Raw genomic sequence first — 25,925 nt, 5'->3', positions numbered from 1 at the left:
CCAGAAAGTAAGTGCTTACAATCTTTTCATCGAGGATTGTTGCGGAAGAAATCGACAGTCCGCTCGACGCCCGTCGAAAGCGCCACGTCCGGCTGCCAACCGAGCAGTTTCTTCGCCCGGCTGATGTCCAGTTTCGAACGCCGCAGATCCCCCAGGCGCGGCGGATGGAACTCGGGCTCGTCCGCTGCGCCGACCGCCTTGGCGATCACGGTGTGCAGCTCGCGCGTCGAGGTCTCCACACCCGTGCCCACGTTGAACCGCAATCCACCGCCCTCGGTGCCCGACGCCCGTACGAAGGCGTCCACGACGTCGTCGACGTACACGTAATCGCGGGTGTCGCTGCCGTCTCCGAAGATCTTGGTCGGCCGGCCGGCCAGCAGGGCCTGCGCGAAGATCGCCACCACGCCCGCCTCGCCGTGCGGATCCTGCCGCGGGCCGTACACATTGGCCGGCGCGATGTGCGAGCAGTCCAGGTCGTAGAGGTTGCGGAAGGTGTTGAGATACACCTCGCCGGCCACCTTGCTCGCCGCGTACGGCGACGCCGGATCGGTCGCGACGTCCTCGCTCGTCGGATAGACCGGCGGGGTGCCGTAGATCGAACCGCCTGACGACGTGTGCACGACCTTGCGCACGCCGGCCCGCCGCGCGGCCTCGGCCAGCCGCACCGTGCCGACCACGTTGACCGTCGAATCGAGCTGCGGATCGTCGACCGAGCGCTTGACCGAGATCTGCGCTGCGAGATGGAACACCACCTCGGGCCGCATCTCGGCGAGCAGCCCGATCAGATCGGCGTCGACGATGTCAGCCTTGACGAACTCGAAGTTCTTGTCGTTGTCGGCATCCTGCAGGTTGTCGACCCGACCGGTGCTGAGGTCATCGATGCCGACGACGCTGTGCCCGTCTGCCAGTAGCCGATCTACCAGCGTCGATCCGATGAAACCCGCCGCGCCCGTCACCAGTGTTCGCACGCCGCACACCATACCGACGTCGGCTGCGGATCCGCTCGGACCGTACAGTCGGAAAGAGTGAAATGGGTTCCCCGCGCCGCTGCGGCACTGCTCGTGGCGCATCTCGTGGTCCGGGGCGTGGTGGCTTTCGGCGGTTATTTCTACTGGGACGATCTGATCCTCGTCGGCCGCGCGGGCACCCAGAATCTGCTGTCGCCGTCGTACCTTTTCGACGACCACGACGGCCACGTGATGCCCGCCGCGTTCCTGGTGTCCGGTGCGATCACGCGGCTGGCGCCGTTCTCCTGGGTGTGGCCCGCGGTGAGCCTCGTGGTGCTGCAAGCGCTCGCGTCGCTGGCATTGCTGCGTGCGCTGTGGGTGATCTTGGGCTGGCGGCCCGTGCTGCTGGTGCCGCTGACCTTCGCGTTGTTCACGCCGTTGGCGATACCCGGTTTCGCGTGGTGGGCGGCCGGGCTGAACACCCTGCCGATGCAGGCCGCGCTCGCGTGGGTGTGTGCCGACGCGATCCTGCTGATGCGCACGCGGCAGCCGCGCTATGCCGTCGCCGGGGTGCTGGTGTACTTCGGCGGGCTGCTGTTCTTCGAGAAGGCCGCGGTGATCCCGTTCGTGGCGTTCGCGGTGGTGGCCCTGCTCGGATACGTGACCGGGTCGTTCGGCGTGCGCGAGGTCTGGCGGCGCGGGCTGCGCCTGTGGCTGGCCTGTCTGGCGCTGACCGTCGCGTGGATCGGGGTGTATCTGATGGTCGTCGACCAGAAGCGGTGGAGTTTCGACGTCGCGATGACGGGAGACCTGCTGGGCCGGTCGTTCACACACGGCATCGTGCCGGGCCTGGTCGGCGGGCCGTGGGCGTGGCAGCGCTGGGCGCCGGCGTCGCCGTGGGCCACGCCGCCCGCGAGCGTCATGGTGCTGGGCTGGGTCGTGGTGATCGCGGCCGTGGCCCTGGCGCTGGCCCGCAAACAGCGCATCTGGCCCGTGCTCGCGGTCGCGCTCGGCTATGCCGTCGCGTGCCAGATACCTATCTATCTGATGCGCTCGTCGCGGTTCACGGCGCTGGAACTGGCGCAGACGCTGCGCTACCTGCCGGATCTGGTGGTGGTGCTCGCACTGCTCGCCGCCGTGGGGTTCTGCGCACCCAACCGCACCTCGCCCCGGCTGGATGCCTCGCGGCGGCGCACCGCCGTTGCCGTCGGGGTGGCGGTCGTGTTCATCGTGAGCAGCCTGTACTCGACCGCGACGTTCCTGCGGGTGTGGCGCGACAGCCCGGTGCCGTCGTATCTGAACAACGCCCGCGCGGGCCTGGCCGCCACGTCGGACGCCCCGTTGCTCGACCAGGAGGTGGACCCGCTGATCCTGCAGCGCGTCGCATTCCCCGAGAACCTGGCCAGCCACATGTTCGCACTCGCCCAACCGCGTCCCGAATTCGCCTCGGCAACAACAGATCTCCGCATGTTCGATCGCTCCGGCACGCTGCTGCCGGCCCAGGTGACCTGGGTGCGCACCATCGTCGAGGGGCCCGCGGCCAACTGCGGCTACCTGATCCAGCCCGATTTTCCGGTGCGCATGCCGCTCGACGGACCCCTGCTGCCCGCGGACTGGACCGCCGAGATCAACTACCTCGCCAACAGCGACGGCTCGCTGACCATGGCCCTTTCTGAAGGGCCCGAGGCCAAGGTGCCCGTGCGGCCCGGGCTCAACCGGGTTTTCGTCCGCCTGCCCGGGGCCGGTGACGCGATCACCGTGCGGGCCAACACCGCGGCACTGTCGGTGTGCATCTCGCCCGGGCCGGTCGGATTTCTGGCGCCGAAGTAGCGGGGTCGGGTTCACCTGCGGCACACACCGACCAAGACAGGCCAGGATCCGCACCGGGTGCGAAGCTGGCAGGTATGACTGACGTACGCGAACAGGGTCTGCGGGTGTTCCGGGAGTTACTGCCCGACAGTGAATTGCAGTTGCGGGACGGCACTTTCGGCGACGAACTGCTCGAGATCGGCGTCGACAACGTGTTCGGCCGGTTGTGGGCCCGCGAAGGCCTGAGCCTTCGGGACCGCAGCCTCGTCACGCTGGGCATCCTGATCGCGCTGCGGGCCACCGACGAGCTCAAAGCCCACGTGCAGATCGCCCGCACCAACGGGCTTTCTGAGGACGAGATCGCCGAGGTCATCTACCACTCCAGCGGATACGCGGGCTTCCCCGCCGCCAACACGGCCTGCAAGGTCGCGCGCGAGTCACTTCGCGAGGGCATAGCGTCTACGGAATGACGATCCTGCTTCTTCTGGTCGTGGCGATGGCCATCATCGGGTTTCTCGTCGTGCTCGTGGTCAAGAGCTCCAAGGGCCGTAATCAGGGACCGCCTCAGCCGCCGTACCCGCCCTATGGGCAACAGCCGCCGTACGACCCGCGTAACGGGCCGTGGACGTGACGATGATGACGACGACGAAGATGAGAGCCACCTGGGGGAATCGAACCCCCGACCTATTCATTACGAGTGAATCGCTCTGCCGACTGAGCTAAGGTGGCGCGCCTGGCGCACCAGGCGGGACGAGTCTACGGCAGACATCCCGCACCACCAAAGCCAGGCCGTCATCCCCGCAGCGCCTGCCCGACCGTGGCCACCATCGCGTCGACCGCGAACTTGGGCTTGACGTTCACCGCGAGCGCCTCGCGGCACTCCAGCACGGCCTCGATGCAGCGCAGCAGCTTGTCCGGCGAGGCATGGTCGGCCATCGCCGCGACCTTCTCGGCCATGTCGGGATGGTTGGCCGTGACACCGCCGGCCCCCGACGACACCAGCAGCGCATCGCGGAAGTAGGTCGCGAGGTCGATCAGCGCACGGTCCAGCGCATCGCGCGACGCGCGGGTCTTACGCGATTTCTGCCGGTTCTCCAGCTCCTTGAGCGCGCCGGCAGTACCTCGCGTGGTGCCCGCGGTGCCCTTGCCGGTGCCGCCGGCGCCCAGCGCGGTCTTGAGCTCCTCCATCTCGGCCTCGTTGCGCCCAGCCGTCAGCGCGAGCGCCTCGGCCTCGGCGACCGCGACCATCTCTTCGGCGGCCGCGTACGCGCGTGACGGTGTCGCGGCGTCGCGCGCGAGCCCGAGCGCACGTTTCCGGCGTTCGCGCGCCTCGGGATCGGTCGCGAGCCGGCGCGCGCGCCCGACATGTCCGCCGCTGACCGACGCCGCCCAGCGGGCATCGTCGGCCGGCAGGCCGTCGCCCGAGATCAGCACGTCGGCGATGGCCTCGACCGAAGGCGTCGTCAGCGCCACGTGCCGGCAGCGCGAGCGCAGCGTGATCGCGATGTCCTCGGGATCGACCGACGGCGCGCACAGCAGGAAGACCGTCGACGGCGGCGGCTCCTCGACCACCTTGAGCAGGGCGTTCGCGGCGCCCTCGGTGAGCCGGTCGGCATCCTCGATCACCACGATCTGCCACCGCCCGGTCGCGGGCCGCCGCGACGCGATCTGGACGATCTCACGCATCTCCTTGACCGCGATGGACAGTCCTTCGGGGATGATGCGCCGCACGTCGGCGTGCGTGCCCGCCATGGTCGTGGTGCACGCGCGGCACTGGCCGCAGCCCGGCACCCCGTCCGACGTGCACTGCAACGCCGCGGCGAAGCACAGCGCCGCGACCGAGCGGCCCGATCCGGGCGGACCCGTGATCAGCCACGCGTGTGTCATAGTCCCGGTCGCCGTCGCGCTGTGCGGTGAATCACCGCCACCGTCGCCGCGAGCGGCCACAGCAGCCGCCACCAGCTCCTTTTCCACCACGTGCTGGCCCACCAGACGCGAAAACACACCGCTCATCACCGCCAACAGTAGTGGCCGGGGCGGACACAACCTCCTCACAGCCGCGATGAACGTCGCCCCGGCCCGATACGGTTAACGGGTGAGCACGGAGGCGGTACCGATCGGGCGAATCAGCGCATTCGTCCGCTGGGTCGCGCGTACCCCGTGGCCGGTGTTCACGCTGGGCATGCTGCAGGCCGACATCATCGGCGCGCTGTTCGTGCTCGGCTTCCTGCGGTTCGGCCTGCCGCCCGAGGACCGCATCCAGCTGCAGGATCTGCCTGCCGCCAACCTCGCGGTGTTCCTGGGCTACCTCTTCGTGTCGTTCACCGTCGGTGCGTACCTGACGCTGCGGCTGCTGCTGCCGGTCATCCGCTGGCAGCGGCGCGACACGCTGCTTGCCGACGGCGATCCGGCGATCACCGAGCTGGCCCGCACGCGAGCCCTGCGGATGCCGTTCTACCGAACCCTGATCAGCGTCTCGAACTGGTGTTTCGGGTCCATCGTGTTCATCATCGCCAGCTGGCCCGTGGCCAGCGGCTCGGCACCCATCGTCGCCGTGGCGACCGCACTCGGTGCCACCGCCACGGCCATCATCGGCTACCTGCAGTCCGAACGCGTGCTGCGCCCGGTCGCGGTCGCCGCGCTGCGCGGCGGCGTGCCGGAGAACTTCCACGCGCCCGGCGTGATCCTGCGCCAGGTGCTCACCTGGGTGCTGTCGACGGGCGTCCCGGTCCTGGCTATCGTGCTGGCGCTGGTGGCCAGCAAGTTCTCGATCCTCACCGCGACGGCCGACCGGCTCACCACACCGCTCCTGCTGCTGGCCGTCGCCGCGCTGGTGATCGGGCTGTCCGGCACGGTGCTGGTGGCCATGTCGATCGCCGACCCGCTGCGCCAATTGCGTTGGGCACTGGGCGAAGTACAGCGCGGCAACTACAACGCGCACATGCAGATCTACGACGCCAGCGAGCTGGGCTTGCTGCAGGCCGGGTTCAACGACATGGTGCGCGACCTCGCCGAGCGGCAACGACTGCGCGACCTGTTCGGCCGCTACGTGGGCGAGGATGTCGCGCGCCGCGCGCTCGAACGCGGCACCGAGCTGGGCGGCCAGGAACGTGACGTCGCGGTGCTTTTCGTCGACCTGGTCGGTTCGACGCACCTGGCGTCGACCATCCCGGCCGCCGAGGTCGTCAACCTGCTCAACGAGTTCTTCCGCGTCATCGTCGACACCGTCAACCGCCACGGCGGGTTCGTCAACAAGTTCCAGGGTGACGCCGCGCTGGCCATCTTCGGCGCGCCCATCGAACATCCCGACGCGTCGGGTGCCGCGCTGGCGGCTTCGCGCGAACTGCACGACGAGCTGCTCACCGTGCTGGGCAGCGACACCGAGTTCGGCATCGGGGTTTCGGCGGGCCGCGCGATCGCCGGCCACATCGGCGCTCAGGCCCGGTTCGAGTACACCGTGATCGGCGACCCCGTCAACGAGGCCGCCCGGCTGACCGAGCTGGCCAAGCTCGAGGAAGGCCACGTGCTGGCATCCGCGATCGCCGTCAGCGGTGCACTGGATGCCGAAGCACTGTGCTGGGACGTCGGCGAGATCGTCGAGCTGCGCGGCCGTACCGCACCCACGCAGCTGGCCCGCCCCGTGAACCTGGTGTTGCCGCGCGACCTCGCCGACAACGTCACCGAAAGCGACCTGACCGGTTAGGTCTTCTTGGCGGCGGCTTTCTTGGCGGGCGCCTTCTTGGCCGGGGTCTTCTTCGCGGCAGCCTTCTTGGCCGGAGCCTTCTTGGCGGCCTTCTTGACCGGACCCTTGGCCCGGCGGTCGGCCAGCAGTTCCGATGCGCGCTCATCGGTGATCGACGCGACGTCGTCGCCCTTGCGCAGGCTCGCGTTGGTCTCGCCGTCGGTCACGTAGGGCCCGAACCGGCCGTCCTTGATCACCATGGGCTTGCCCGACGCGGGGTCGGTACCGAGCTCACGCAGTGGCGGAGCCGATGCGGCTTGGCGCCCACGGCGTTTGGGCTCGGCGTAGATCTTGAGCGCCTCTTCGAGGGTGATGTCGAACATCTGCTCCTCGGTGGCCAGCGAGCGGGAATCGGTGCCGCGCTTGAGGTATGGGCCATAGCGGCCGTTCTGCGCGGTGATCTCCTCACCGTTGGACGGGTCTACGCCGACCACGCGCGGCAGCGACAGCAGCTTGAGCGCATCGTCGAGCGTGACGGTCTCCAGATCCATCGACCGCAGCAGAGATCCGGTGCGCGGCTTGGGCCCCGTCGGCTTCTTGCCCTTCTTGGCCGGGGTTCCGGCCGCGCCGTCGTCGGGCTCCTCGGGTTCGGGCAGCACCTCGGTGACGTAGGGGCCGAAGCGGCCGTCCTTGGCCACGATCTCGTGTCCGGTCGCGGGATCGACACCGAGCACGCGACCTTCTTGTGGTGTGGCGAAAAGCTTTTCGGCCAGTTCGAGAGTCAGCTCGTCGGGCGTCAGATCCTCTTTGAGGTTGGCCCGCTGAGGCTTCAGCTCCCCCGGATTGTCGGGATCGGCGATCATGCGCTCCAGGTACGGGCCGTTGCGGCCCACCCGCACGTTGATGGCCCGCCCTTCGGAATCGTCGAAGAGCTTGATGGAGTTGACTTCTCGCGCGTCGATGCCTTCGAGGTTGACGCCCACGAGCTTCTTGAGCCCGCCCGCACGCGCCACCGAACCTTCGACGCCGTGTTCACCGCCGAAGTAGAAGTTGTTGAGCCAGTTGGTCCTTCGCTCCTGACCATTGGCGATCTCGTCGAGTTCGTCTTCCATGGCCGCGGTGAAGTCGTAGTCGACCAGCCGGCCGAAGTGCTGCTCCAACAGGCCCACGACCGCGAACGCGACCCAGGACGGGACCAGCGCGCTGCCCTTCTTCTGCACGTAGCCGCGGTCCTGGATGGTCTTGATGATCGAGCTGTACGTCGACGGGCGGCCGATGCCAAGCTCTTCGAGCACCTTGATCAGCGACGCCTCGGTGAAACGTGCGGGCGGGCTGGTCTGGTGCCCGTCGGCAGTGAGTTCGGCGGCGTCGACCCGCTGCCCCTGCGTCAGGTTCGGCAGGCGGCTCTCGGCGTCGTCGGACTCGCCACCGGCCAGCTCGTCGATGCTCTCGACGTAGGCCTTGAGGAAGCCCGGGAACGTGATGGTGCGACCGGACGCGTTGAAGACAACCTGCTCACCGCCTGCCGCAGCGCCGGCGATCCGCAACGACAGCGTGGTGCCGCGCGCATCGGCCATCTGCGAGGCCACGGTGCGCTGCCAGATCAGCTCGTAGAGCCGGAACTCGTCGGTGTCGAGCTGCGCGTGCAGCTGGCCCGGCGTCTGGAACACGTCACCGGCGGGCCGGATGGCCTCGTGCGCTTCCTGCGCGTTCTTGACCTTGCGGGTGTACTGCCGCGGCGTCGGGTGCACGTACTCGTCACCGTAGAGCTGCCGCGCCTGGTTGCGAGCCGCGTTGATGGCCGACTCCGACAAAGTCGTCGAGTCGGTACGCATGTAGGTGATGTAGCCGTTCTCGTACAGCCGCTGCGCGATGCTCATGGTGCGCTCGGAGCTGAACCGCAGCTTGCGGCCGGCCTCCTGCTGCAGCGTCGAGGTCATGAACGGCGCGTAGGGCCGGCGGGTGTACGGCTTCTGCTCGACCGAGCTGACCGCCAGCTGCGCACCGCGCAGCCCGGCCGCCAGGGCCCCGGCGGCGGCCTCGTCGAGCACCAGCACCTCATCGGGCTTGCGGACCTGCCCCAGCGAGTCGAAATCGCGGCCCGTCGCGACGCGGCGCCCGTCGACCGTGTTGAGCTTCGCGGTGAACCGGGGCGGCGTGGCCTGCGGGTCGGACACGCTGGCGTCGAGCTCGGCGGTGACGTCCCAGTAACCGGCCGTGCGGAACGCCATGCGCTCCCGTTCGCGCTGCACGATGATGCGCGTGGCCACGGACTGCACGCGGCCCGCCGAAAGCTTCGGGGCGACCTTCTTCCACAGCACCGGGCTGACCTCGTAGCCGTACAGGCGGTCGAGGATGCGCCGGGTCTCCTGCGCGTCGACCAGGTCGATGTCCAGGTCACGCGGGTTTGCGGCGGCGTCGCGGATCGCGGGCTCGGTGATCTCGTGGAACACCATCCGGCGATACGGGATGCGGGGCTTGAGCGTCTCCACGAGGTGCCACGCGATGGCCTCACCCTCGCGGTCACCGTCCGTTGCCAGGTAGAGCTCGTCGACACCTTTGAGCAGGTCTTTGAGCTCCGATACCGTGCCCTTCTTGTCAGGGCTGACGATGTAGAGCGGCTCGAAGTTGTCGTCGACGTTCACGCCGAGCCGCGCCCAGGCCTCGGATTTGTACTTGGCGGGCACGTCGGCGGCGTTGCGCGGCAGATCCCTGATGTGGCCGCGCGAGGACTCGACGACGTAGTTCGAGCCCAGGTAGCTGGCTATTTTGCGCGCTTTGGTCGGCGACTCGACAATGACGAGTCGCCGGATATTTCCCGTCCTACCGCCGCTGCGGTCGTCGCCAGCCAACTGTGCCTACGCTCCACTTCATATAGTTGCCACGCCATGCGAGGCAACTGACAATTTCGCACTCCGCGCGAGCCTACGCAAACTGGCCCTTTGCCCCACACCTATTAAATACGTGGCCAGTGCGCCAACGCGGCAGCATCCCCCGGCGGTTCCCCCACGTTCTCTACCAGGCGCGACAGCCTGCGCCGGCCGCTGATCCGCAAGGCCGGGTGCGATCCGCGCGTGCCGATGAGCGTGGGTGCGATCCCGACCCGCATCATGGCCGACGCGAGCGGCGCGTGCGTGTCCGGCGCGTGCGGGTCCAGACCCAGCAGGTAGCGGTCGTCGGCCTCGGGTTCGCCGGCCGCCAGTGCCCAGGCCCGCAGCTCGCGTGAGCCCGGCAACCACGTCGGCGGCACGGTCTTGACCGCGCCGCGGGTCCACTCCCGCGCGATCGGCACGAGCTGCGGATCCAGCGCCGTGCGGACCAACGGAGTGTTCTCGTCGGTGCGGGCGATCTCGGCGGCCAGGCCGGCCTGACCGAACATCTCCGCGAGCGCCTCCGCGCGCCACGGCTCGTCGACCACTACTGAGATCCGCGCTGTCTGCTTCTCGCCGCTGCCGACCACGACGATCTGGCCGGGCCCCGCGAGCACTCCGGTGAGATCGGTGACCGCGGGCGGCACCGATTCAGCCGAGAAGAAGGACAGCTGGCTCACAGCACGACAGTAGGCCAGCCGAGCCCATAAACCAGAACACCCCCGCGGTGTCCGGTGCGGGACTTTTTCGCGGGGGTGTCCTGTCAGGTGTGGGTTGGCTCAGATGGTCCGAACACCCGTGGCCTGCGGCCCCTTGGGGCTCTGGCCGACCTCGAACTCAACCTTCTGGTTCTCTTCCAGGGTGCGGAAGCCGCTGCCCTGGATTTCCGTGTAGTGGACAAACACGTCGGCGGAGCCGTCCTCGGGCGCGATGAAGCCGAAGCCCTTCTCCGCGTTGAACCACTTCACAGTTCCCTGTGGCATTTCTCGATCTTTCCTTCTCTTATTACCGGGTGCGGTCCACCGACTTCCGGCGTACCGGGCCCGTTCCGACCGCTTACCAACGCGTGTGTCGCCGGAACGAGACCGACCTACAACCCTCGCAGGAACCGCGATCGCAACGACGATCCTGCGAGTGCGAGTGACAAACACAGAAGCTGCGACCGTGGTTAGTCAATCACGTTCCGCGCTGCCGCGACAGTCTCAACGTGCCGCGCGTGGTGAACAATTCGTTTACAACCCCGCGCAGGCCGCGGCGGGGTCGGCGACAGGAGGGCAAAGCGTGTCAGATCGGGGCCTGGATTTCGGCCGTGAGCTGCTCGCCTGCGCTGTCGACGGCACCCCGGCCGACGAACATCCGCTACGCCATGTCGCGGATTTACCTCCGCGTCAGGGCCGCCAGGAAAGCTGGCCGGAGTGGGCCGACCCAGATGTGGTGCGGGCGTTGCTTGATCACGGCATCACCGCGCCGTGGTCGCATCAGCTCACCGCGGCACAGCTAGCGCACGACGGGCGCCACGTCGTGCTGTCGACGGGTACCGCATCCGGGAAGTCGTTGGCCTACCAGCTGCCGATCCTGTCGACCCTGGCCGCCGACCCACGGGCCCGCGTGCTCTACCTGTCCCCCACCAAGGCCCTCGGGCACGACCAGTTGCGCGCCGCGATGGCGATGACCGAAAGCGTCACCGCGCTACGGGATGTCGCGCCGAGTGCGTACGACGGCGACAGTGCAGCCGAGGTCCGACGATTCGCCAGGGAACGGTCGCGGTGGATCTTCTCCAACCCCGACATGATCCATCTGTCCATGCTGCGCAACCACGCCCGCTGGGCGGTGTTCCTGCGTCACCTCAAGTATGTCGTGGTCGACGAATGCCACTATTACCGTGGCATTTTCGGCTCGAATGTGGCCATGGTGCTGCGCCGGCTGCTGCGGTTGTGCGAGAGATATTCCACCGACCATTCGACCCCCACTGTGTTCTTCGCCAGCGCCACCACAGCCGCGCCCGCCGAGACCGCGGCCGAGCTCATCGGCCAGACGGTGACCGCGGTGACAGAGGACGGATCCCCGCAGGGCGCCCGCACGATCGCCCTGTGGGAACCGGCTCTGCTGCCCGAACTCAGTGGTGAAAACGGTGCGCCGGTACGCCGTTCGGCCGGCGCGGAGGCCGCCCGGGTGATGGCCGACCTCGTCGCCGAGGGTGCACGCACCCTGACGTTCGTGCGGTCACGTCGAGGTGCGGAGCTCACCGCGCTGGGAGCACGGACCCGGTTGGAGGACATCGCTCCCGAACTTGCCGAGCAGGTGGCGTCCTACCGTGCCGGGTATCTCGCCGAAGACCGTCGGGAGCTGGAGCACGCCCTGTCCGATGGCCGCCTGCGCGGCCTGGCGACCACCAACGCGCTCGAGCTGGGCATCGACATCGCCGGACTGGATGCCGTGGTGCTGGCCGGATTCCCCGGCACGGTCGCGTCGTTCTGGCAGCAGGCGGGCCGATCCGGGCGACGCGGGCAGGGCGCGCTCATCGTGCTGGTGGCCCGCGACGACCCACTCGACACCTATCTGGTGCACCATCCGGCAGCGCTGCTCGACAAGCCGATCGAACGCGTCGTCATCGATCCCACCAACCCGCACGTGCTCGGGCCACAGCTGCTGTGCGCCGCGGCCGAACTGCCACTCACCGATGCCGAAGTGCGGTTGTGGAACGCCGAATCGGTGGCCGCGGACCTGGTCGACGACGGATTGCTGCGCAAACGGGCCGGCAGCTATTACCCGGCACCCGGGGTCGATCCGCATCCCGCGGTCGACATCCGGGGCTCCTCGGGCGGTCAGATCGCGATCCTGGAGACCGACACCGGACGGATCCTGGGCACCACGGGCGCAGGCCAGGCCGCGTCGTCGGTCCATCCCGGAGCGGTGTATCTGCATCAGGGCGAGACCTACCTGGTCGATTCCCTCGATTTCGAGGACGGCATCGCGTTCGTCCACGCCGCGGACCCGGGCTACACCACCTTCGCGCGCGAGGTCACCGACATCGCCGTGACAGGCGCCGGTGAACAGCACCACCACGGGCAGGTGACCGTGGGGCTGGTGCCGGTGTCGGTGACCAACACCGTGGTCGGTTACCTGCGCAGGCGCGTCGACGGCGAGGTGATCGACTTCGTCGAACTCGACATGCCCCCGCGCACCCTGGACACGGTCGCGGTGATGTGCACCGTCACCCCGGAAGCGCTGCAGGACAACGGGATCGACCCGCTGCGAGTGCCTGGCTCCCTACACGCGGCCGAACATGCCGCGATCGGCCTACTGCCCCTGGTGGCCAGTTGCGACCGCGGGGACATCGGCGGGGTTTCGACAGCGGCCGGGCCCGGTCCCGGCGAATTGGCCGGGCTGCCCACGATTTTCGTCTACGACGGCTACCCGGGCGGCGCGGGGTTCGCCGACCGTGGCTTTCACCAGTTCGCCACCTGGTGGGGTGCGACGGCCGCGGCCATCGAGGCGTGCGAGTGCCCGCAGGGCTGCCCGTCGTGCGTGCAATCGCCCAAGTGCGGCAACGGCAATGACCCGCTCGACAAAGCCGGTGCGGTACGGGTACTGCGTCTGGTGCTCGGCGCGCTGAACCGTGACGACCCCCGACCGTGAAGACGACCGACCCCTCGACGGCCGACTGCACGGATCGACAACACATGACCACGTTCGGGCACGCCGAACACGCAGACGTTGCGACGAACGGTCGGACAACGCGATCCGTTCCCAATCCCGGAGGCCGGGCGCAGTGGCAAATTACTTGAATTCACTCATGTTTGCAACCGGTTGGTTGGGCGCCCGCCCGGGCGAGATGCGCCGCCGCGGTGTTTGAGGTACGGATTTCGTTGTTGCTCGGCGTAAGGACAGCTACCTGACCGCCGGTAAAATACCCGTCATGACCCACGACTGGCTGCTCGTGGAAACACTCGGCAGCGAGCCGGCGGTGGTTGCACGGGGTCAACAGACCAAGAATCTCGTTCCGATAAGTGCGTTTCTGCGTCGCAATCCGAACCTCATGGCCATTCAGAGCGCCATCGGTGAGACCGTACGCGCAGGTCAGGGCCTCAGCAGTATCACTCCCAAGAACGACCGCGTGATCCGCACCGAGGTGGTGCGGATGTCCGATGGGCGCATCCACGGTGTGCACGTCTGGATCGGCCCGCCCGACGTCGACCCGCCGGAACGACCGATTCCGGGTCCGCTCAAATGGGATCTCACGACAGGCATCGCGACCGATACTGCGGAATCCATCGCCAACAGCGGGATGGATCCGGAAACCGAGGCGACCCACGGCCGCGCATTCGCCGACGATTTGCCGACGCGTGATTTGAACCCCAGCGAGGCCAAGGTGCTGTCGATGACGATCAAGCCCGAACCGGGCAGCACATTGTGCACCACATGGGACGTCACGGACTTCCGTGGCAACCCGATCACGGTCGGATTCGTGGCCCGCGTGGCATACGAATCAACCGACGACGGGCCCGAGCGGCTGATCTGCCGCGCGATGAACTGGCGTAGCGAGCGCGAAGGTGCTCAGGTGCCGCCCGACTACCTTGCGCAGCGGATTCTCGAAGGCCTGGCGCAGCCCGGTGTGCATCGGGCCCTGATCGACCTCAACAACTGGAAGTTGTTGAAATGGCTCGACGAACCGGCCCCGTTCTTCGACTGGCGCAGCCGCGAGGGCGGGCCGGCACGTGTGCACCCGCTCGACGCCCGCCACATGGAAAGGATGACTGCGGAATTCGCCGGCGGCGTCACCACCGCTGTGTTGCGAATGCGCACGGCCGACGGCGGGTGGCAGCCGGTGCACATGACGATCAATCGCATCGAGCTTGAGCGGGACACGTTCGCCGGTCTGGTGGCACTGCGCCTGCCGACCGCCGCCGAAGTGGCCGCCGCCGACCTCGACGCGATCGACGACTGAGATCGCCGGTTCAGGCGTTGCGGCGGCGCCGGTCCGACACGACGAGGAACAACGCCGAGGCCACGAAGTAGATTGCGCCGAACGCCGCGTAGCCGGCGATGGTGGAGACGCCGGGCACCTCGGGTGCGTTTGCCTGCTTGAGGAACATCACGCCCACGACGGCCGATTGCCCGCCGCTGAGTGCCATCGGCCATTGCGCCCCATAGCTTTTCCAACGGCGAACGGCGGTCGCCAACTGCAGCAGCCCCGCCAGAGACGCCCACACCCCGAACACGCCGAGCACTGCGTTCATGCTCATCGACAGCGCGATCGCGACTGCGACCGCCGTGGCAGTGCTGACCGCGGTGTTGAGCGCCTGCGTCCGGTTGTGCCGCATCCCGCCGTTACGTCGCGCGTCGACGAGATTGGCTGCCGCATCCCATGCCGGGTAGACCACCAGGAGCGCTCCGACGACGGCCGACGCACCGGCCGGCAGGGTCAAGACCGCCGCCACCCACAGGAATGAAAATGCGGCGCGGACGAAGTAATAGCGTTTCAGCCACGCATTGCCGGCAGCATTATCGTGTTCGGGTTGCACTTTCACTGCCATGTTTTCTCCTGAGAATCGGGAAAGAGAGATGCCCGCCCGCTAAGCGCTGACGAGCCTTTCGATCAGCGCATCGGTGATGACGCTGAATATGTGTGAATCGCCGTACGCCCGGGCCGACAGCATGGCACCGTGCACGGTCGCCATGAGCGTCTCGGCCTCGGCCCGTGCGGATTCTTTGAGCGCGAATTCGCCCTGGTCGGCGCCCCCCTGCAGAACCGAGGTCAGCCACGCCGACAGCGCCTCGAAGTGCGCACGCACTTCAACCGCGACTTCCTGCGGCAGCAGGGGTATCTCGCTCGCGAGCAGCGCACACACGCAAAAAGCCGTACTGGGATCGGCGATACACCCCGCCCAATAGCCGATATATGCGCGGAGTTGGTCTACGGGTTCGGGAACATTCCGCTCGATGTGCGCAAGCCCCTCGGCGGCATCTGTGCGATATCGCTCGACGAGAATGCGAACCAGATCCGCCTTCGTCGGAAAATGATGGTGGATGCTGGCCTTCCGGATTCCTACGGCGCCGGCGATATCGGCATAGCTGAAACCGTTGTAGCCACCGGTGATTATCAAGGAACGAGCGCAGTCGATGATGCCGTCGTAGGTCGCTCCGGTCGGAGTCACGGTTCCTACCCTACCTACTAGTAGGTAGGCGTCAAGTGGGCCGGGTCATGGCAACACCGGGCCCGCGCGCGCCGATGCCCGGGCGGGCCCCAGATCCCACCGCCCGAAGCGCACGGTGACCTGGGCTTCGAGCACCACGTCGAGCCCGTCCACTCGGCAGCCCGCGACGACCGTGTGCATCGCCGAGGCGATCGCGTCCGCCTGAGCACACGCCGCATCGGGCCCCGCCGCGAGCGAGCCCGCCGCGGCGAGCGCCGCGAGATCGGCTGCCGCCTGGGCCTGGTGCCGCGCGATGACCGCAGCCCCGAGATACGCGAGACCCACCGTGAAGGCCACCACCACCGCGATCATGGCGGCCGCGAGCACACTCGCCGAACCACGCTCATCCGCCGGGCTCCATCGCGGCCGCCGCCTGCGACGACACCGTGAGGCCGGGCAGCGCCGCCGGGATACTGACCTGCGCCACCACGACCGCGCCCTCCCGCCGCAGGTGCACCGACGCGCCGTCGGGCGCGATCCGCCGTGCCACCGCGGTGGCAGAGGCATCGTCACCGCGGGCCGCCAGCCGCGCGGCTTCCCGGGCCGCGTCGACACACCGGACCTGCGCGGTAACCGCGCTGAGCCCGCCGACGCACAGCATGAGGACCACCACCAACGCGGCGATCGCGAAAGCCGCCTCCACCGTGACGGCACCGGAGTCATCTAGATGTTGGTGTTGAGCGCCCTGCTGATGATGTTGGTCAGCGCGCTGACAATCGAATCCCCGGTCACCACGGTGTACAGGATCGCCCCGAACGCCGCGGCGGCAATCGTGCCGATCGCGTACTCGACTGTCGACATGCCAGAATCGTCGACCACCAGCACCGCCAGCCGGGCACGAACCTGCTGAATCATGTTCTCTACCATTGGTTTTCCTTTCCACTGAGGTCACAGCAACCCCGAACCGAGCACGTCGCCGGCCAGCCCGGCGACCACGGGCACGATGCCCAGGCACAAAAACGCGGGCAGATAACACAGGCCGAGCGGGCCCGCGACCAAAACCGATGCGCGCTCCGCGGCAGCGTCGGCGGCGGCCGAGGCATCGTGGCGTGACTGGACGGCCAGCTCGGCCACGCCGTGCGCCAGTGCGGTGCCCGACGCTGCCGAGCGGCGTGCCAGCCGGAGCAGGGCCTCGGCGTTCTTGTCCTCGAGCAGCTGATCGTTCGACCAGGCGACGGCCGGATCAGCGCCGAGCGCCAGCAGGTCGGATGCCCGGGTCAGCAGCGCGGCGACGGTCGCGGGAGCCGACGGCGCGGCCGCCGACGCAGCGCCGGAGACCGCCATGCCTGCCGAAAGGCACGCGGCGAGCAGGTCGAATGTCGACGCGGCCGCAAGCGGGTCGTCATCCCGCGGGGCGTGACGCGCCGTGGTCTTCGCGCCCGATGTCCCGATACGCCTGCGCGGGCCCGCCCCGACGAGCAATGCTGCCGCCAACAGCACTGCCGCCCAGCTCATTTGACCACCCCAGCGGCGATCCGGTCCGACCACAGCAACCCGGCACACGACAGCAGCACACCGATCACCAAGAGCCAACCGCCCCCACCACTCGTGAGAAACGACACCGGATCGGCACCGATCAGCTGCCCGAGCCCGATGCCCACCACAGGCAGCCCGGCCAGCACGATCGCGGTCGCCCGCGCGCCCGCCATGCCCGCGTGCACGTAGGTCGAGAAGCGTTCGCGCTCAACGATGTCCTGCTGCGCGGTGCGCATCAGGGTGGCGATGGCCAAGCCGTGGTGCTCGGCCAACCGCCAGCACACCGCCAGGCGCTGCCAGTGCACCGGTAGCACCGATGACCGCGCGATGTCGTCGAGACCGGCCGCGACGTCGGCGCCCAACCGGCCACGCGCCGCCACGGTGCGCATACCGTCGGCCACGGGCCCCGAGACCTCCGCGGCCGCCGTGCTGAACGCGCTGACGGGGTGTGCGCCGACGCGCAACTCCCCGACCAGCACCCCCAGCGCGGCCTGCAGCGCGTCGGCTTCTTCTTTGCGGCGCACCATCATCCGGCGGCGCCGCCACCGCAACCAACCGGTGCCGGCGATCATGCCCGCGGCCAACGCGGCGGTGCCGGGAATCGTCCACAGCACCACCCCCGCCGCGACCAGCCCGACGGGCAGGACCGGGCCGCGGCGTATCCGCGATCGACGCACCGCCCGCAACCGGCGCGGGGTGACCGGCCAGACCAGCAGGGCCACCGCCAACGCGACCGCCGCGGCCGTCACGGCGTGCCCCGCTCGGCGATGAGGGTTTTGAGATGCTCTGCTCCGCAACCGAATCCGTTGTCCGCGTGCCACGCCGTCCGCACGTGCACCGAGCCGTCGGCGCCCCGCCCCAGCACCGCGATCTCGGCAAGCCTGCGCCGTCCGGACCCGTCGCGGCCCACGTGTGCCAGCACCTGACACAATTATCAGTAGTTAACTACACAATGTGGGCGCACAATGCGTGTTGAACTGCGTATTTATCGTCGGGTACATGTACTCTAAGAGTGTGCGTAGCAATATCAACCCTCTCGCCACGCCGATGCGGCGTGTTGCTTGCGCTCTCTGTTTTTGTGTGCGAAATTCGCCGTGTGAACCTACAAGAGCGGTTGCGCAAGGCGGTGTCGGATCATGGGCCGTCGTTGGCGACTCTGCGTTACGACTTGGAGGTGGTGATCCCCAAGGTTGGCCAGATGTGGCAGCCGTTGTTCGAGGATCCGTTGGATATTCATGGTCAGGCGTTTTGTACGTGTGTGCGCCAGATGGTGTTGAGGATGCGCGAGCTTCGCAAGCCGATCCCTGGGGACACGTTGTTGACTTCTCGTGGCAGTGGGTTGTCGGTGCAGATCGCCGATTCGCGGGGGATGGATTTTCGTGCGCGACGGTGGCCGTCGAAGGTGTTGCACGGGGAGCGAGTTCGGGTGGTGACGCATCCGACGGGCGGCGATCTTCGGGTGCTGCGGCCGCCGAAGGCTCAGGTCGACGAGCAGATGTTGTTGGACGAGGACGAGCCGGCGCAGTTGTTTCCGTCGCCGATTGTGACTCCGGCCGGTACACCGGATATCTTCGCCCTGTGGTGGCCGACCGACGATGGGTGGGGATTGTCGGAGGCGGTGTTGGCGTTCGTGGTGGATGTGGACAATGCGTCGCGGGTGCAGATTTTGGCAACCGAGCCGCTGCCTCCAGTCACCGACTCTCCGCTGGTGACTCCGTCGGCGCAGGGTCAGGGGCCCAGGGACGACTTCGGCGAGTACGAGCCGCCGGCGCTGGGGACGGGCGAGGATCCCGAGGAGCCGGCTTAAGGGGTCGTGGTGTCGGGGGTCGATGCGAATGTCGGCGGGTGGCTGTTGAATCGAGGTCGCAATGACGACGACCGTGGACGTGTATGGGTTGCGGGTCAACCAGGCCCGGGTCATGCGCGCGATGACTGCCACTGCGGTGATGGAAGCGTTGGGCTGGAAGCATTCTCGGCTGAACCGGTTGGAGAAGTCGACCACGACGGCGTTGCCGATCAAGGATTTCGACCGGCTGGTGGCGGTGTTGCGGTTCCCGGCGAAATTTTTCACCACCGCTCCGACGTCGCGGGTGCACCAGTCGGATCTGTTGTTCCGTGCGCCGCGGTCGATCACGGCGACCGAGCGGGAGTATTTGGCGCAGTTCGCGGCATTGGCTGGGGAGTTTCTCGACGAGCTCAATGGCCGCACTCAGTTACCTGCGGTGAAGTTGCCGATACTTCCGATCGACACCGCAGTGACCCAGGCCGCTGCGGCGGTGCGTGCCAGTTGGGGGTTGGAGCACGATCAGCCGATCGAGTACCTGACGCATGAGATCGAGCGCAGCGGTGTGGTGGTCGTGGTGCGCCGCTTGCTGACCTCCTCGTCACGGCGGATCCTGGGTGACGGGGATTCCACCGGCAAGATCGACAAGCATTTGGGTTATTCGGTGCGTGTCGGGGAGTTCAATACCCGGCCGTTGATCGTTGTGCGGCAATCGAATTCGTGGGAACGGACCCGCTGGACGCTGGCTCATGAGGTGGGTCATCTGGTGTTGCATGCCTCGGGCAGCGTCACCGAGGCCTGCGAGGAGCAGGCGTCGCAGTTCGCCTCGGAGTTGTTGGCGCCGGCGGCGGTGCTGGCCAAGGACGTGTCGCGGGCTCCGTCGCTGGCGGAGTTGTTGCCGGTGAAAGCAAAGTGGGGTGTGTCGCTGGGGGCGTTGATCAAGCATCTGCATACCTCGCAGTTGTTGACTGGGGCGCGGTTTGAGGCGTTGCGCCGCCAGCTCTACACCCGGGTCAATCCGGATACCGATACGACGTGGGGTCGGGTGGAGCCGGGCTGGAATGACCGTGAGGTGGAGCGGCCACGATTGATCAGCAAGTGGCTGGAGATGGCGTTTTCGGCGCGTTCGGCGGCGATGCTGGCCCCCTATGACTTGGTGTGGCCGCAGGATCTGCTGGAGGACTTCATGGCCGGGCAGCGGGCCGCCCCGGGCGCGGCGGCGGTGCGGGTGGCCGCCGGCAGCGGCAGAGCGACGGTCGGACCCGGGTCATCGGCGCCCAGTACGGGCAGCAATGTGATTCCGTTGCGGCAGCGAAGCCGGCGCGGCTAGAACACAAGGGGGGCCGGTGGCGCGAGTGCAGCGGGTGATCTTTGCCGACCAGCCTGTCACCTACACGGTCGTTGGCGCCGATCATCTGCCGGTGGCCCCGGCTGCGGAGTATCTGAGGTTTCTGCGTGAGGGGGGCGCGTCCCCGCACACGGTGCGTGGCTACGCCGCGGGGTTGGCGCGGTGGTTCACGATGCTCGAGCACACCGGCCATCGCTGGGATGACTTCCCCACCACCCTGTTCGGGCAGTACTTGCAGTATCTGCGGACTGGGGATCTGCCCGGGACACCGCGCCTGGGTGCCCCCGAGACCAAGATGGTGACCAGTTCTTTGCAGCCGCGGGCGGCTGCGGTGTTGTCGATGTATCGCTATCACGCTGATGCCGGCACCACCGAGGTGCCTTATCGGCGTTTGGTCACTCAGCGGGGCAGCTGGCGGCGCCACAACCGCTACGTCGGGTTCCTCGACGGCGTCGGGCCCCACCGCGACGGCGAGCACCCGATCTACCCGGTGCGCACCCCGCGGCGATCGGCTACCCCTGTCTTGTCGCCTGCCCAGGTGGCCACGATCCTCGATGGCTGCTCGGTGCAGCGCGACGGGGACTGGACCGGCGGGGCCGCCGCGGTGCGCAACCGATTGTTTTTCGCAGTACTGGCCGAAACGGGAATGCGTCTGGGCGAGGCCTTATCACTGCGGCACAACGATTTTCATATCGGCGCCGGTGCGACCCCGTGGATCGACATTGTGGAGCGCCAAGATCATCCCCATGGTGCTCGGGTCAAGACCGGGCCGCGGCGGATCTATGTCGGTGATGACCTGGAGGCACTGTATTCAGAGTATGTGTGGCAGTTGGTCGCGATGAACGCCGACCAGGTGGTCGATGATCTGTCGAATCATTTCGTGTTCGTCAATCTGCAACGGGGACCGCGTTTTTCGCCGATGCGCCAGGAGAACATCTACGAGAAGGTGCGCGGGCTGCGCACAGCGCATCGGAGTCTGCCGCCGGATTGGTCACCGCACTGGCTGCGCCACACTCACGCCACCGCGTTGCTGCTGGCGGGGGTGCCTGAGCATGTGGTGATGCGGCGTCTGGGCCACGCCGATGTGCAGACCACTCTGTCCACCTACGGCTGGGTCACCCAGGACGCGGCGATGCGTTCACTGGCCGAGTGGAAAAACTATGTCGCCGGATGGAAAGGACTTCACGATGGCCAGCAATGAGGGCCGCCTGACCACACCGGTAGGCGACCTCGGTGCGGTGGCGTGGCAGGCGCAGTGGGCCCAGGTACCCGCCGAATGGCGCCGCCCGGCCTATCAGGTGCATCTGCCCCCGGCAGATCGGGTGTTCCTGTCCCGCAAGAACGATCTGCCGCCCGCTGCGACCGCTGGGGTGTACGACTTCACCCCGCAGGCCACACCGGCGCGGTTCGCCGACGAGATCGCCTGGTGGGTGTGGGTGTGCTACCACGAGGGGCTGCGCAAGATCGAGCATTCCCTGCTGCGCTGGGCCACCCAGGCCATCAGCGCCGCCGCGGCCGAGTACCGCAGTGCGCACGGCCGCCACCCGGTGAGCATCACCGACCTGGCGGTCAACGACATGGTGCGCCACGCGGTCGTGGTGTTCGAGCGGCGCAATGCGCGGCTGCCCGCCGGCGGCACACGCCGCAATATTGTGGGCCTGATCGAGCATCTGCACCTGTTTGTGTCGGTGCGGGCCAGCGCCATCGACTGGTGGGCCTATGACACCTGGGATCTGCGGGCCGATCCACGGATCCCGCAACGCGAACACGAACCGTGCCACGAGAAGACGGTGCGCATCGGCGCGATCGAACCAGCGTGGCTGCGCGAAGGGGTGCGGTTTTGGCTGCGCACCTGCCTGGATGCGGAGTTGCTGCGCTGGTCATCGGCAGTCGATCGTGCCCGCGAGATGGCGCGCCATTTCGGTGAATTCGTGATCGCGCGTGGCTACACCGATCCCGTCTTATCCGATGACCCGGCGCAGCTACGCCTGATTTTCACTACCTACAACGAATACCTGCGCTCCCCAGCCGCGGCTGCCCGACCTGACAAGCCGTTGTCTGCCACGGCGATCGGCGACAGCCAATCTCAGATCCAGAGCTTCTACACGTTCATGCTCGACCATGCACCCGAGGCCGCGGCAGCCACCGGCGATGCGCGTTGGGAGAACCTGTCCGCGGCGCACACCCGGTTGTGGGGGCCGGCGTTTCGCACCCGCCGCGCCCACCGCACCCGGGAATTGACCTGGTACTCCACTGGAGAACTGCAGCAGATGCTGGCCTACCTCGACGTGCTCGCCGCCCAACGGGGCGCCCTGGTGTCGGTGACCCATCCCGATGGCACCGTGTCGCTGATCAAAGGCCTCGGCGACCCCCAGGCCGCCCGGATCTGGCTGCTGCAAGCACTGACTGGGCGGCGGGCCTCAGAAATTCTCATGCTCGATCACCACCCGCTCGAAGCGATCCCCGGCGCGGCGCGGCCCACCGCCACCGATGACCCCGATGTGTTCGTGGCCAAACTGCGCTACCAACAGACCAAAGTCGACGGGGTCATCCCCACCATCCTGGTCGAGCAGGCCGTGGTCAACGTCATCGCCGAGCAACAGCGCTGGCTCGCCGACACCCACCCCAGCCTCACCCCGAAATACCTGTTCATCGCGGTCAAACAAAACCTGGCCGGGCGCCGGCCCCGCCCGTATGCAACGTATCGGGCCTCCCTGGACAAGCTCGATGCCATCCATGGTCTCAGCGATGCTGCGGGAAACCCGTTGCGGTTCACCCAAACGCATCGGCTGCGCCACACCCGGGCCACCGAACTGCTCAACGACGGCGTGCCGATCCACGTCGTCCAGCGCTACCTGGGCCACAAGAGCCCCGAGATGACCATGCGTTATGCCGCGACACTGGCCGCGACCGCCGAAGCGGAGTTCCTCAAACACAAGAAGATCGGCGCTCACGGCACCGACATCGGAATCAGCCCGTCTGACATGTTGGACATGACCCAGCTCTCAGTGCGCACCGACCGGGTCTTGCCCAACGGGGTGTGCCTGCTGCCGCCACTGAAAACCTGCGACAAGGGCAACGCCTGTCTGTCGTGCGGGCATTTCGCCACCGACGCCACCCACCTCGACGAACTCAAAGATCAGCACGCCAAGACCACGGCGCTGGTCGAGATCAGACGTCAGCAGTACCGCCAGCGCACCGGCCGCGAACTCACCGATGACAACGTATGGGTCGCCCAACGCCTGCGCGAATTGCATTCCCTGCAAGCCATCCTGGACCGCCTGACCGCAGATCAACGCACCCATCAGGAGGCGATCGCCGGGGCCGGGACGGCCAACCGCATCCCGCTGCAACCTGTGGCCACCCGCGGTGCGCACGATTCAGCACTGCGCAAAGCCGATCCTCACACACCCGCATGACCGTCACCCCCGCCTCCCTCACCGCCCTTGAGGCCAGCGCCCGCAAACGCAGCGCCGACGTCGAGGCCCGTATCGATCGGGCCCTGAAGAAGATGCGCAAGCAGGGCCTCGACATCAACGTCAGCAGCCTGGCCCGCCACGCCGGAGTGTCACGCAGCGTCATCCACCGCCGCCCCCAACTGCGAGAACAGATCCGCACCACCCAGCCGCTGGCCGCCGCCCCCGATCCACCGCCACCACCGGCTACCGACACCGAGAGCAGCATCATCACCGCGCTACGGACCCGCCTGAAGGCACGAGACGCCCAGATCGCCGACCTGAAAGCCCAACTGCGCGAACGCGACCACATCATCGCGACCCTGCACGGGCAACTGGCCGGCAAACCCCACCCGGACACCAACTCCTAGCTGGCTGGTTGTGCGGGTCGCTGCGTGGTTTGCGCGGTGATGAAGTCGTCGACGATGCGGGTGCAGTCGTGGTGGCCGATGGCGCGTAGGCCGGTCATTCTGGCGAAGACCAGGGGGCCGACCAGTTGGCACAGTGCCAGTTCGATGTCGAGTTCGCCGAGTTGGTCGAAGGTTTCGGGGCTGTGCAGGATTTCGTCGAAAGGCCGCCGGTACTGCTCGATCACCCGGGTGCGCAGCATGCTGGCGGTGGCGTGTTGGCCGGTATCGCTGTCGCTGTCGTGCGTTTCGGTGGGGCCCAACGCGGCCCAGGCCAAGGTGGTGACGTGCAGCGGCGCTTCGGCGAACAGGTCGGCTTGGCGCGAGAGCAGTTCGATGAGCCGCTCACGCAGGGTGCCGCTGGTCGGGGCGGGCGGGATGACTTGGGGCAGAAGGCGTTCGAAGGTGGCCGCGAGCAGTTGTGAGGAACTGTTGAAGTGGCGGTAGAGGGTGGTGCGGGCGACCTTGGAGGCTTTAGTGACCGCGTCGATGGTGACGGCTTCGATCCCACCGGTTTTGAGCAGGTTGGCCGCGGCGTCGAGCAGTCGGGTGCGCGATCGGGTGCGGCGCGGGTCGACGTCGTCCTCGTCGTCGGGTGCCGCCGCGGGTTCTGTCCCCACCTGACCTCCTGGTGTTCCGATCGCCGGTGCGTTGCCCCCGCTCTCCCGGTTATGGTACCGATAGTAGCGCAGCGAAACTGCTAGTACCGGCGGTCCCGGGTCGGGACGCGGTGGCGGGGCTGCCCGGGTGTGAGGAGGCCGTGATGGGTGCTGATCAGCCGCAGCGGTTGCCGTCACACACGCCGACCTGCATGGGCTGCGGGCCGGACAATCCGCACGGTTTGCAGCTGGAGGTGTTTCGGTGCGGCGATGAGGTGTTCGCTGATCTGGTGTTCGATGAGCGTCATATCGGTGCGCCGGGGCTCGCACACGGTGGCGCGATCGCCGCGGCCTGTGATGACGTGCTGGGGTTTTCGTTGTGGATCGCGGCCACCCCGGCGGTGACGCGCCGTTTGACGGTGGACTATCTGCAGCCGGTGCCGTTGGGATGTACGCATCGGCTGACCGCGCGGATCGCCACCCGCGAGGGCCGGGCGTTGCATGTGGACGGGGTGGGGGTCGGCGTGGACGGTGTCACCCGGTTCACCGCCTCGGCGGTGTTCATCACGGTGGATGCGGCCCATTTCGCCGCCCACGGTGACATCAGCGGTTTCGGGGAGTTGTTCGCCGAGCTGGCCCGCTACGGTGGCGCCGGCCCCGACGCGGGGTCGCGGTGAGCGCGCCCACCGCCGCACCCCGGGACCGGGTGCGGCGCCCGCGCCGGCCGGCGGCCTCGGTGTGGGCGCGTCGCGAGGCGATCCTGGATGCCGCGTGGACGGTGGCCTCAGCACACGGTTTTGACGGTGTGCAGATGCGTGCGGTGGCCGCGCAGGCCGGCATTGCCGCCAGCTCGCTGTATCGGCATTTCCGATCCAAAAGCCATCTGCTGGTGACGGTGCTGGCCCGCGAATTCGAACGTCTCGACACCGAATTCGTCTGGAGTACCGGTGAACTGGCGCCGCAGGCCCGGCTGGGGCGGTTGACCACCCACCTGCACACAGCCTGGCAGGCCAACCCGCACCTGACCGAGGCGATGGTGCGTGCGTTCGTCGTGGCCGACACCGAGGCCACCAGCGCGATCGAGCACGCTGTCGCGGTGATCGAGGACATGCTGGCCCGCGCCCTGGGCGGGCCCACACCCAGCGCACATGACCGGGACGTGGCCAGCCTGATCGCCGACGTGTGGCTGGCCAACCTGATCGCCGTCATCGGCGGCCGGATCGATGCGGACCTGGCCCGCGAACGCATCGACCGCACAACCCGACAGCTGGTGCACGGCACCCACACCACCACTTAGCGATACTAGTAGTATCGCTGCGCTACTCCCAGTACCATAAAGCGACACAACGACG

The 25,925-nt window shown here is 67.7% G+C and carries 26 protein-coding genes, 1 tRNA gene and 1 pseudogene; 13 read left to right on the top strand and 15 right to left on the bottom strand.

Annotation, left to right across the window (positions count from 1 at the left end; translation table 11 throughout):
• Window positions 1-26: 26 nt before the first annotated feature.
• Entirely contained in the window at window positions 27-968 is a 942-nt protein-coding gene (locus G6N67_RS16025) for a GDP-mannose 4,6-dehydratase (protein WP_165572155.1), read from the bottom strand.
• Window positions 969-1,025: 57 nt separating this feature from the next.
• Between G6N67_RS16025 and G6N67_RS16020 the strand changes: the two genes are divergently transcribed.
• The 3 genes from G6N67_RS16020 (at window position 1,026) to G6N67_RS16010 (ending at window position 3,387) form a co-directional block, all read left to right on the top strand.
• Window positions 1,026-2,777, top strand: a complete 1,752-nt coding sequence (locus G6N67_RS16020; RefSeq protein ID WP_036431941.1) for a hypothetical protein — start codon at window positions 1,026-1,028, stop codon at window positions 2,775-2,777.
• Window positions 2,778-2,851: 74 nt separating this feature from the next.
• A complete protein-coding gene (locus tag G6N67_RS16015; RefSeq protein ID WP_036431939.1) occupies window positions 2,852-3,226 on the top strand; it encodes a carboxymuconolactone decarboxylase family protein in 375 nt (124 codons plus the stop codon).
• Complete coding sequence (locus tag G6N67_RS16010) at window positions 3,223-3,387, top strand: hypothetical protein (protein WP_163642207.1); 165 nt, start codon at window positions 3,223-3,225, stop codon at window positions 3,385-3,387. Before G6N67_RS16015 ends, G6N67_RS16010 begins: the two co-directional genes overlap by 4 nt.
• 25 nt (window positions 3,388-3,412) lie before the next feature.
• On the opposite strand, the gene G6N67_RS16005 is transcribed toward G6N67_RS16010, so the two are convergent.
• Both G6N67_RS16005 and G6N67_RS16000 read right to left on the bottom strand, forming a co-directional pair.
• Window positions 3,413-3,485 (bottom strand) — tRNA-Thr (locus G6N67_RS16005).
• 63 nt (window positions 3,486-3,548) lie between these two features.
• Complete coding sequence (locus tag G6N67_RS16000; protein WP_036431936.1) at window positions 3,549-4,769, bottom strand: DNA polymerase III subunit delta'; 1,221 nt, start codon at window positions 4,767-4,769, stop codon at window positions 3,549-3,551.
• Between the two features lie 82 nt (window positions 4,770-4,851).
• Here G6N67_RS16000 and G6N67_RS15995 point away from each other — a divergent pair, with 82 nt between their 5' ends.
• Window positions 4,852-6,459, top strand: coding sequence for an adenylate/guanylate cyclase domain-containing protein (locus tag G6N67_RS15995; RefSeq protein WP_036431933.1), 1,608 nt, complete (start codon window positions 4,852-4,854; stop codon window positions 6,457-6,459).
• Here the strand turns inward: G6N67_RS15995 and topA are convergent.
• From topA to G6N67_RS15980, 3 genes are all read right to left on the bottom strand, one after another.
• Entirely contained in the window at window positions 6,456-9,290 is a 2,835-nt protein-coding gene (topA, locus tag G6N67_RS15990; RefSeq protein WP_036431931.1) for a type I DNA topoisomerase, read from the bottom strand. The two genes, G6N67_RS15995 and topA, sit on opposite strands and share 4 nt — an antisense overlap.
• Before the next feature lie 104 nt (window positions 9,291-9,394).
• Window positions 9,395-9,988 (bottom strand): hypothetical protein, encoded by a 594-nt coding sequence (locus tag G6N67_RS15985; RefSeq protein WP_036431928.1) that lies wholly within the window; start codon window positions 9,986-9,988, stop codon window positions 9,395-9,397.
• Window positions 9,989-10,087: 99 nt separating this feature from the next.
• Window positions 10,088-10,291 carry a cold-shock protein gene (locus G6N67_RS15980; protein ID WP_011562175.1) on the bottom strand — a complete coding sequence of 68 codons (204 nt, stop codon included), beginning with the start codon at window positions 10,289-10,291 and terminating at the stop codon, window positions 10,088-10,090.
• A 298-nt stretch (window positions 10,292-10,589) separates the two neighbouring features.
• On the opposite strand from G6N67_RS15980, the gene G6N67_RS15975 reads away from it, so the two are divergent.
• Together G6N67_RS15975 and G6N67_RS15970 are read left to right on the top strand one after the other, a co-directional pair.
• On the top strand, window positions 10,590-12,947 hold the full coding sequence (locus G6N67_RS15975) for a DNA 3'-5' helicase SftH (RefSeq protein ID WP_036431925.1): 2,358 nt from the start codon (window positions 10,590-10,592) through the stop codon (window positions 12,945-12,947).
• A 280-nt stretch (window positions 12,948-13,227) separates the two neighbouring features.
• Complete coding sequence (locus tag G6N67_RS15970) at window positions 13,228-14,256, top strand: PAS domain-containing protein (protein ID WP_036431923.1); 1,029 nt, start codon at window positions 13,228-13,230, stop codon at window positions 14,254-14,256.
• Window positions 14,257-14,266: 10 nt separating this feature from the next.
• On the opposite strand, the gene G6N67_RS15965 is transcribed toward G6N67_RS15970, so the two are convergent.
• The 8 genes and pseudogenes from G6N67_RS15965 to G6N67_RS15935 form a co-directional block, all read right to left on the bottom strand.
• The gene (locus G6N67_RS15965) at window positions 14,267-14,845 is read right to left on the bottom strand and encodes a DUF308 domain-containing protein (RefSeq protein WP_051578656.1); all 579 of its coding nucleotides are present in this window, start codon (window positions 14,843-14,845) and stop codon (window positions 14,267-14,269) included.
• 39 nt (window positions 14,846-14,884) lie between these two features.
• Window positions 14,885-15,466, bottom strand: coding sequence for a TetR/AcrR family transcriptional regulator (locus G6N67_RS15960; RefSeq protein WP_036431920.1), 582 nt, complete (start codon window positions 15,464-15,466; stop codon window positions 14,885-14,887).
• Window positions 15,467-15,511: 45 nt separating this feature from the next.
• Window positions 15,512-15,838, bottom strand: a pseudogene (locus G6N67_RS39265) (Rv3654c family TadE-like protein); the annotation flags it as partial.
• Between the two features lie 10 nt (window positions 15,839-15,848).
• Window positions 15,849-16,148, bottom strand: a complete 300-nt coding sequence (locus G6N67_RS39260) for a TadE family type IV pilus minor pilin (RefSeq protein ID WP_230021667.1) — start codon at window positions 16,146-16,148, stop codon at window positions 15,849-15,851.
• 20 nt (window positions 16,149-16,168) lie between these two features.
• Window positions 16,169-16,372: a DUF4244 domain-containing protein gene (locus G6N67_RS15950; protein WP_036431917.1), complete on the bottom strand. Its 204-nt coding sequence runs from the start codon at window positions 16,370-16,372 to the stop codon at window positions 16,169-16,171.
• A gap of 21 nt (window positions 16,373-16,393) precedes the next feature.
• Window positions 16,394-16,960: a type II secretion system F family protein gene (locus G6N67_RS15945; RefSeq protein WP_036431914.1), complete on the bottom strand. Its 567-nt coding sequence runs from the start codon at window positions 16,958-16,960 to the stop codon at window positions 16,394-16,396.
• The gene (locus tag G6N67_RS15940; RefSeq protein ID WP_036431911.1) at window positions 16,957-17,730 is read right to left on the bottom strand and encodes a type II secretion system F family protein; all 774 of its coding nucleotides are present in this window, start codon (window positions 17,728-17,730) and stop codon (window positions 16,957-16,959) included. The genes G6N67_RS15945 and G6N67_RS15940 overlap by 4 nt, the downstream gene beginning before the upstream one ends.
• Complete coding sequence (locus G6N67_RS15935) at window positions 17,727-17,903, bottom strand: hypothetical protein (protein ID WP_036431909.1); 177 nt, start codon at window positions 17,901-17,903, stop codon at window positions 17,727-17,729. The genes G6N67_RS15940 and G6N67_RS15935 overlap by 4 nt, the downstream gene beginning before the upstream one ends.
• 132 nt (window positions 17,904-18,035) lie before the next feature.
• Between G6N67_RS15935 and G6N67_RS15930 the strand changes: the two genes are divergently transcribed.
• The 5 genes from G6N67_RS15930 to G6N67_RS15910 all read left to right on the top strand — a co-directional run bounded on the left by G6N67_RS15930 (window position 18,036) and on the right by G6N67_RS15910 (window position 23,938).
• Complete coding sequence (locus tag G6N67_RS15930; protein WP_019344398.1) at window positions 18,036-18,788, top strand: hypothetical protein; 753 nt, start codon at window positions 18,036-18,038, stop codon at window positions 18,786-18,788.
• Window positions 18,789-18,849: 61 nt separating this feature from the next.
• A complete protein-coding gene (locus G6N67_RS15925; protein WP_003882611.1) occupies window positions 18,850-20,094 on the top strand; it encodes an ImmA/IrrE family metallo-endopeptidase in 1,245 nt (414 codons plus the stop codon).
• A 16-nt stretch (window positions 20,095-20,110) separates the two neighbouring features.
• Window positions 20,111-21,313 carry a tyrosine-type recombinase/integrase gene (locus G6N67_RS15920; protein WP_021269098.1) on the top strand — a complete coding sequence of 401 codons (1,203 nt, stop codon included), beginning with the start codon at window positions 20,111-20,113 and terminating at the stop codon, window positions 21,311-21,313.
• The gene (locus G6N67_RS15915) at window positions 21,300-23,531 is read left to right on the top strand and encodes a site-specific integrase (RefSeq protein WP_003882613.1); all 2,232 of its coding nucleotides are present in this window, start codon (window positions 21,300-21,302) and stop codon (window positions 23,529-23,531) included. Before G6N67_RS15920 ends, G6N67_RS15915 begins: the two co-directional genes overlap by 14 nt.
• The gene (locus G6N67_RS15910) at window positions 23,528-23,938 is read left to right on the top strand and encodes a DUF6262 family protein (RefSeq protein ID WP_003882614.1); all 411 of its coding nucleotides are present in this window, start codon (window positions 23,528-23,530) and stop codon (window positions 23,936-23,938) included. The genes G6N67_RS15915 and G6N67_RS15910 overlap by 4 nt, the downstream gene beginning before the upstream one ends.
• On the opposite strand, the gene G6N67_RS15905 is transcribed toward G6N67_RS15910, so the two are convergent.
• Window positions 23,935-24,594 carry a TetR/AcrR family transcriptional regulator gene (locus G6N67_RS15905; protein WP_003882615.1) on the bottom strand — a complete coding sequence of 220 codons (660 nt, stop codon included), beginning with the start codon at window positions 24,592-24,594 and terminating at the stop codon, window positions 23,935-23,937. The two genes, G6N67_RS15910 and G6N67_RS15905, sit on opposite strands and share 4 nt — an antisense overlap.
• 143 nt (window positions 24,595-24,737) lie before the next feature.
• Here G6N67_RS15905 and G6N67_RS15900 point away from each other — a divergent pair, with 143 nt between their 5' ends.
• Both G6N67_RS15900 and G6N67_RS15895 read left to right on the top strand, forming a co-directional pair.
• On the top strand, window positions 24,738-25,250 hold the full coding sequence (locus G6N67_RS15900; protein ID WP_003882616.1) for a PaaI family thioesterase: 513 nt from the start codon (window positions 24,738-24,740) through the stop codon (window positions 25,248-25,250).
• A gap of 59 nt (window positions 25,251-25,309) precedes the next feature.
• Window positions 25,310-25,870, top strand: coding sequence for a TetR/AcrR family transcriptional regulator (locus tag G6N67_RS15895; protein ID WP_079710224.1), 561 nt, complete (start codon window positions 25,310-25,312; stop codon window positions 25,868-25,870).
• The last annotated feature ends 55 nt before the right edge of the window (window positions 25,871-25,925 follow it).

The organism is Mycolicibacterium mageritense, assembly GCF_010727475.1.
Taxonomy (GTDB): Bacteria; Actinomycetota; Actinomycetes; order Mycobacteriales; family Mycobacteriaceae; genus Mycobacterium; species Mycobacterium mageritense.
This window is presented reverse-complemented; position numbering and strand designations above follow the sequence as displayed.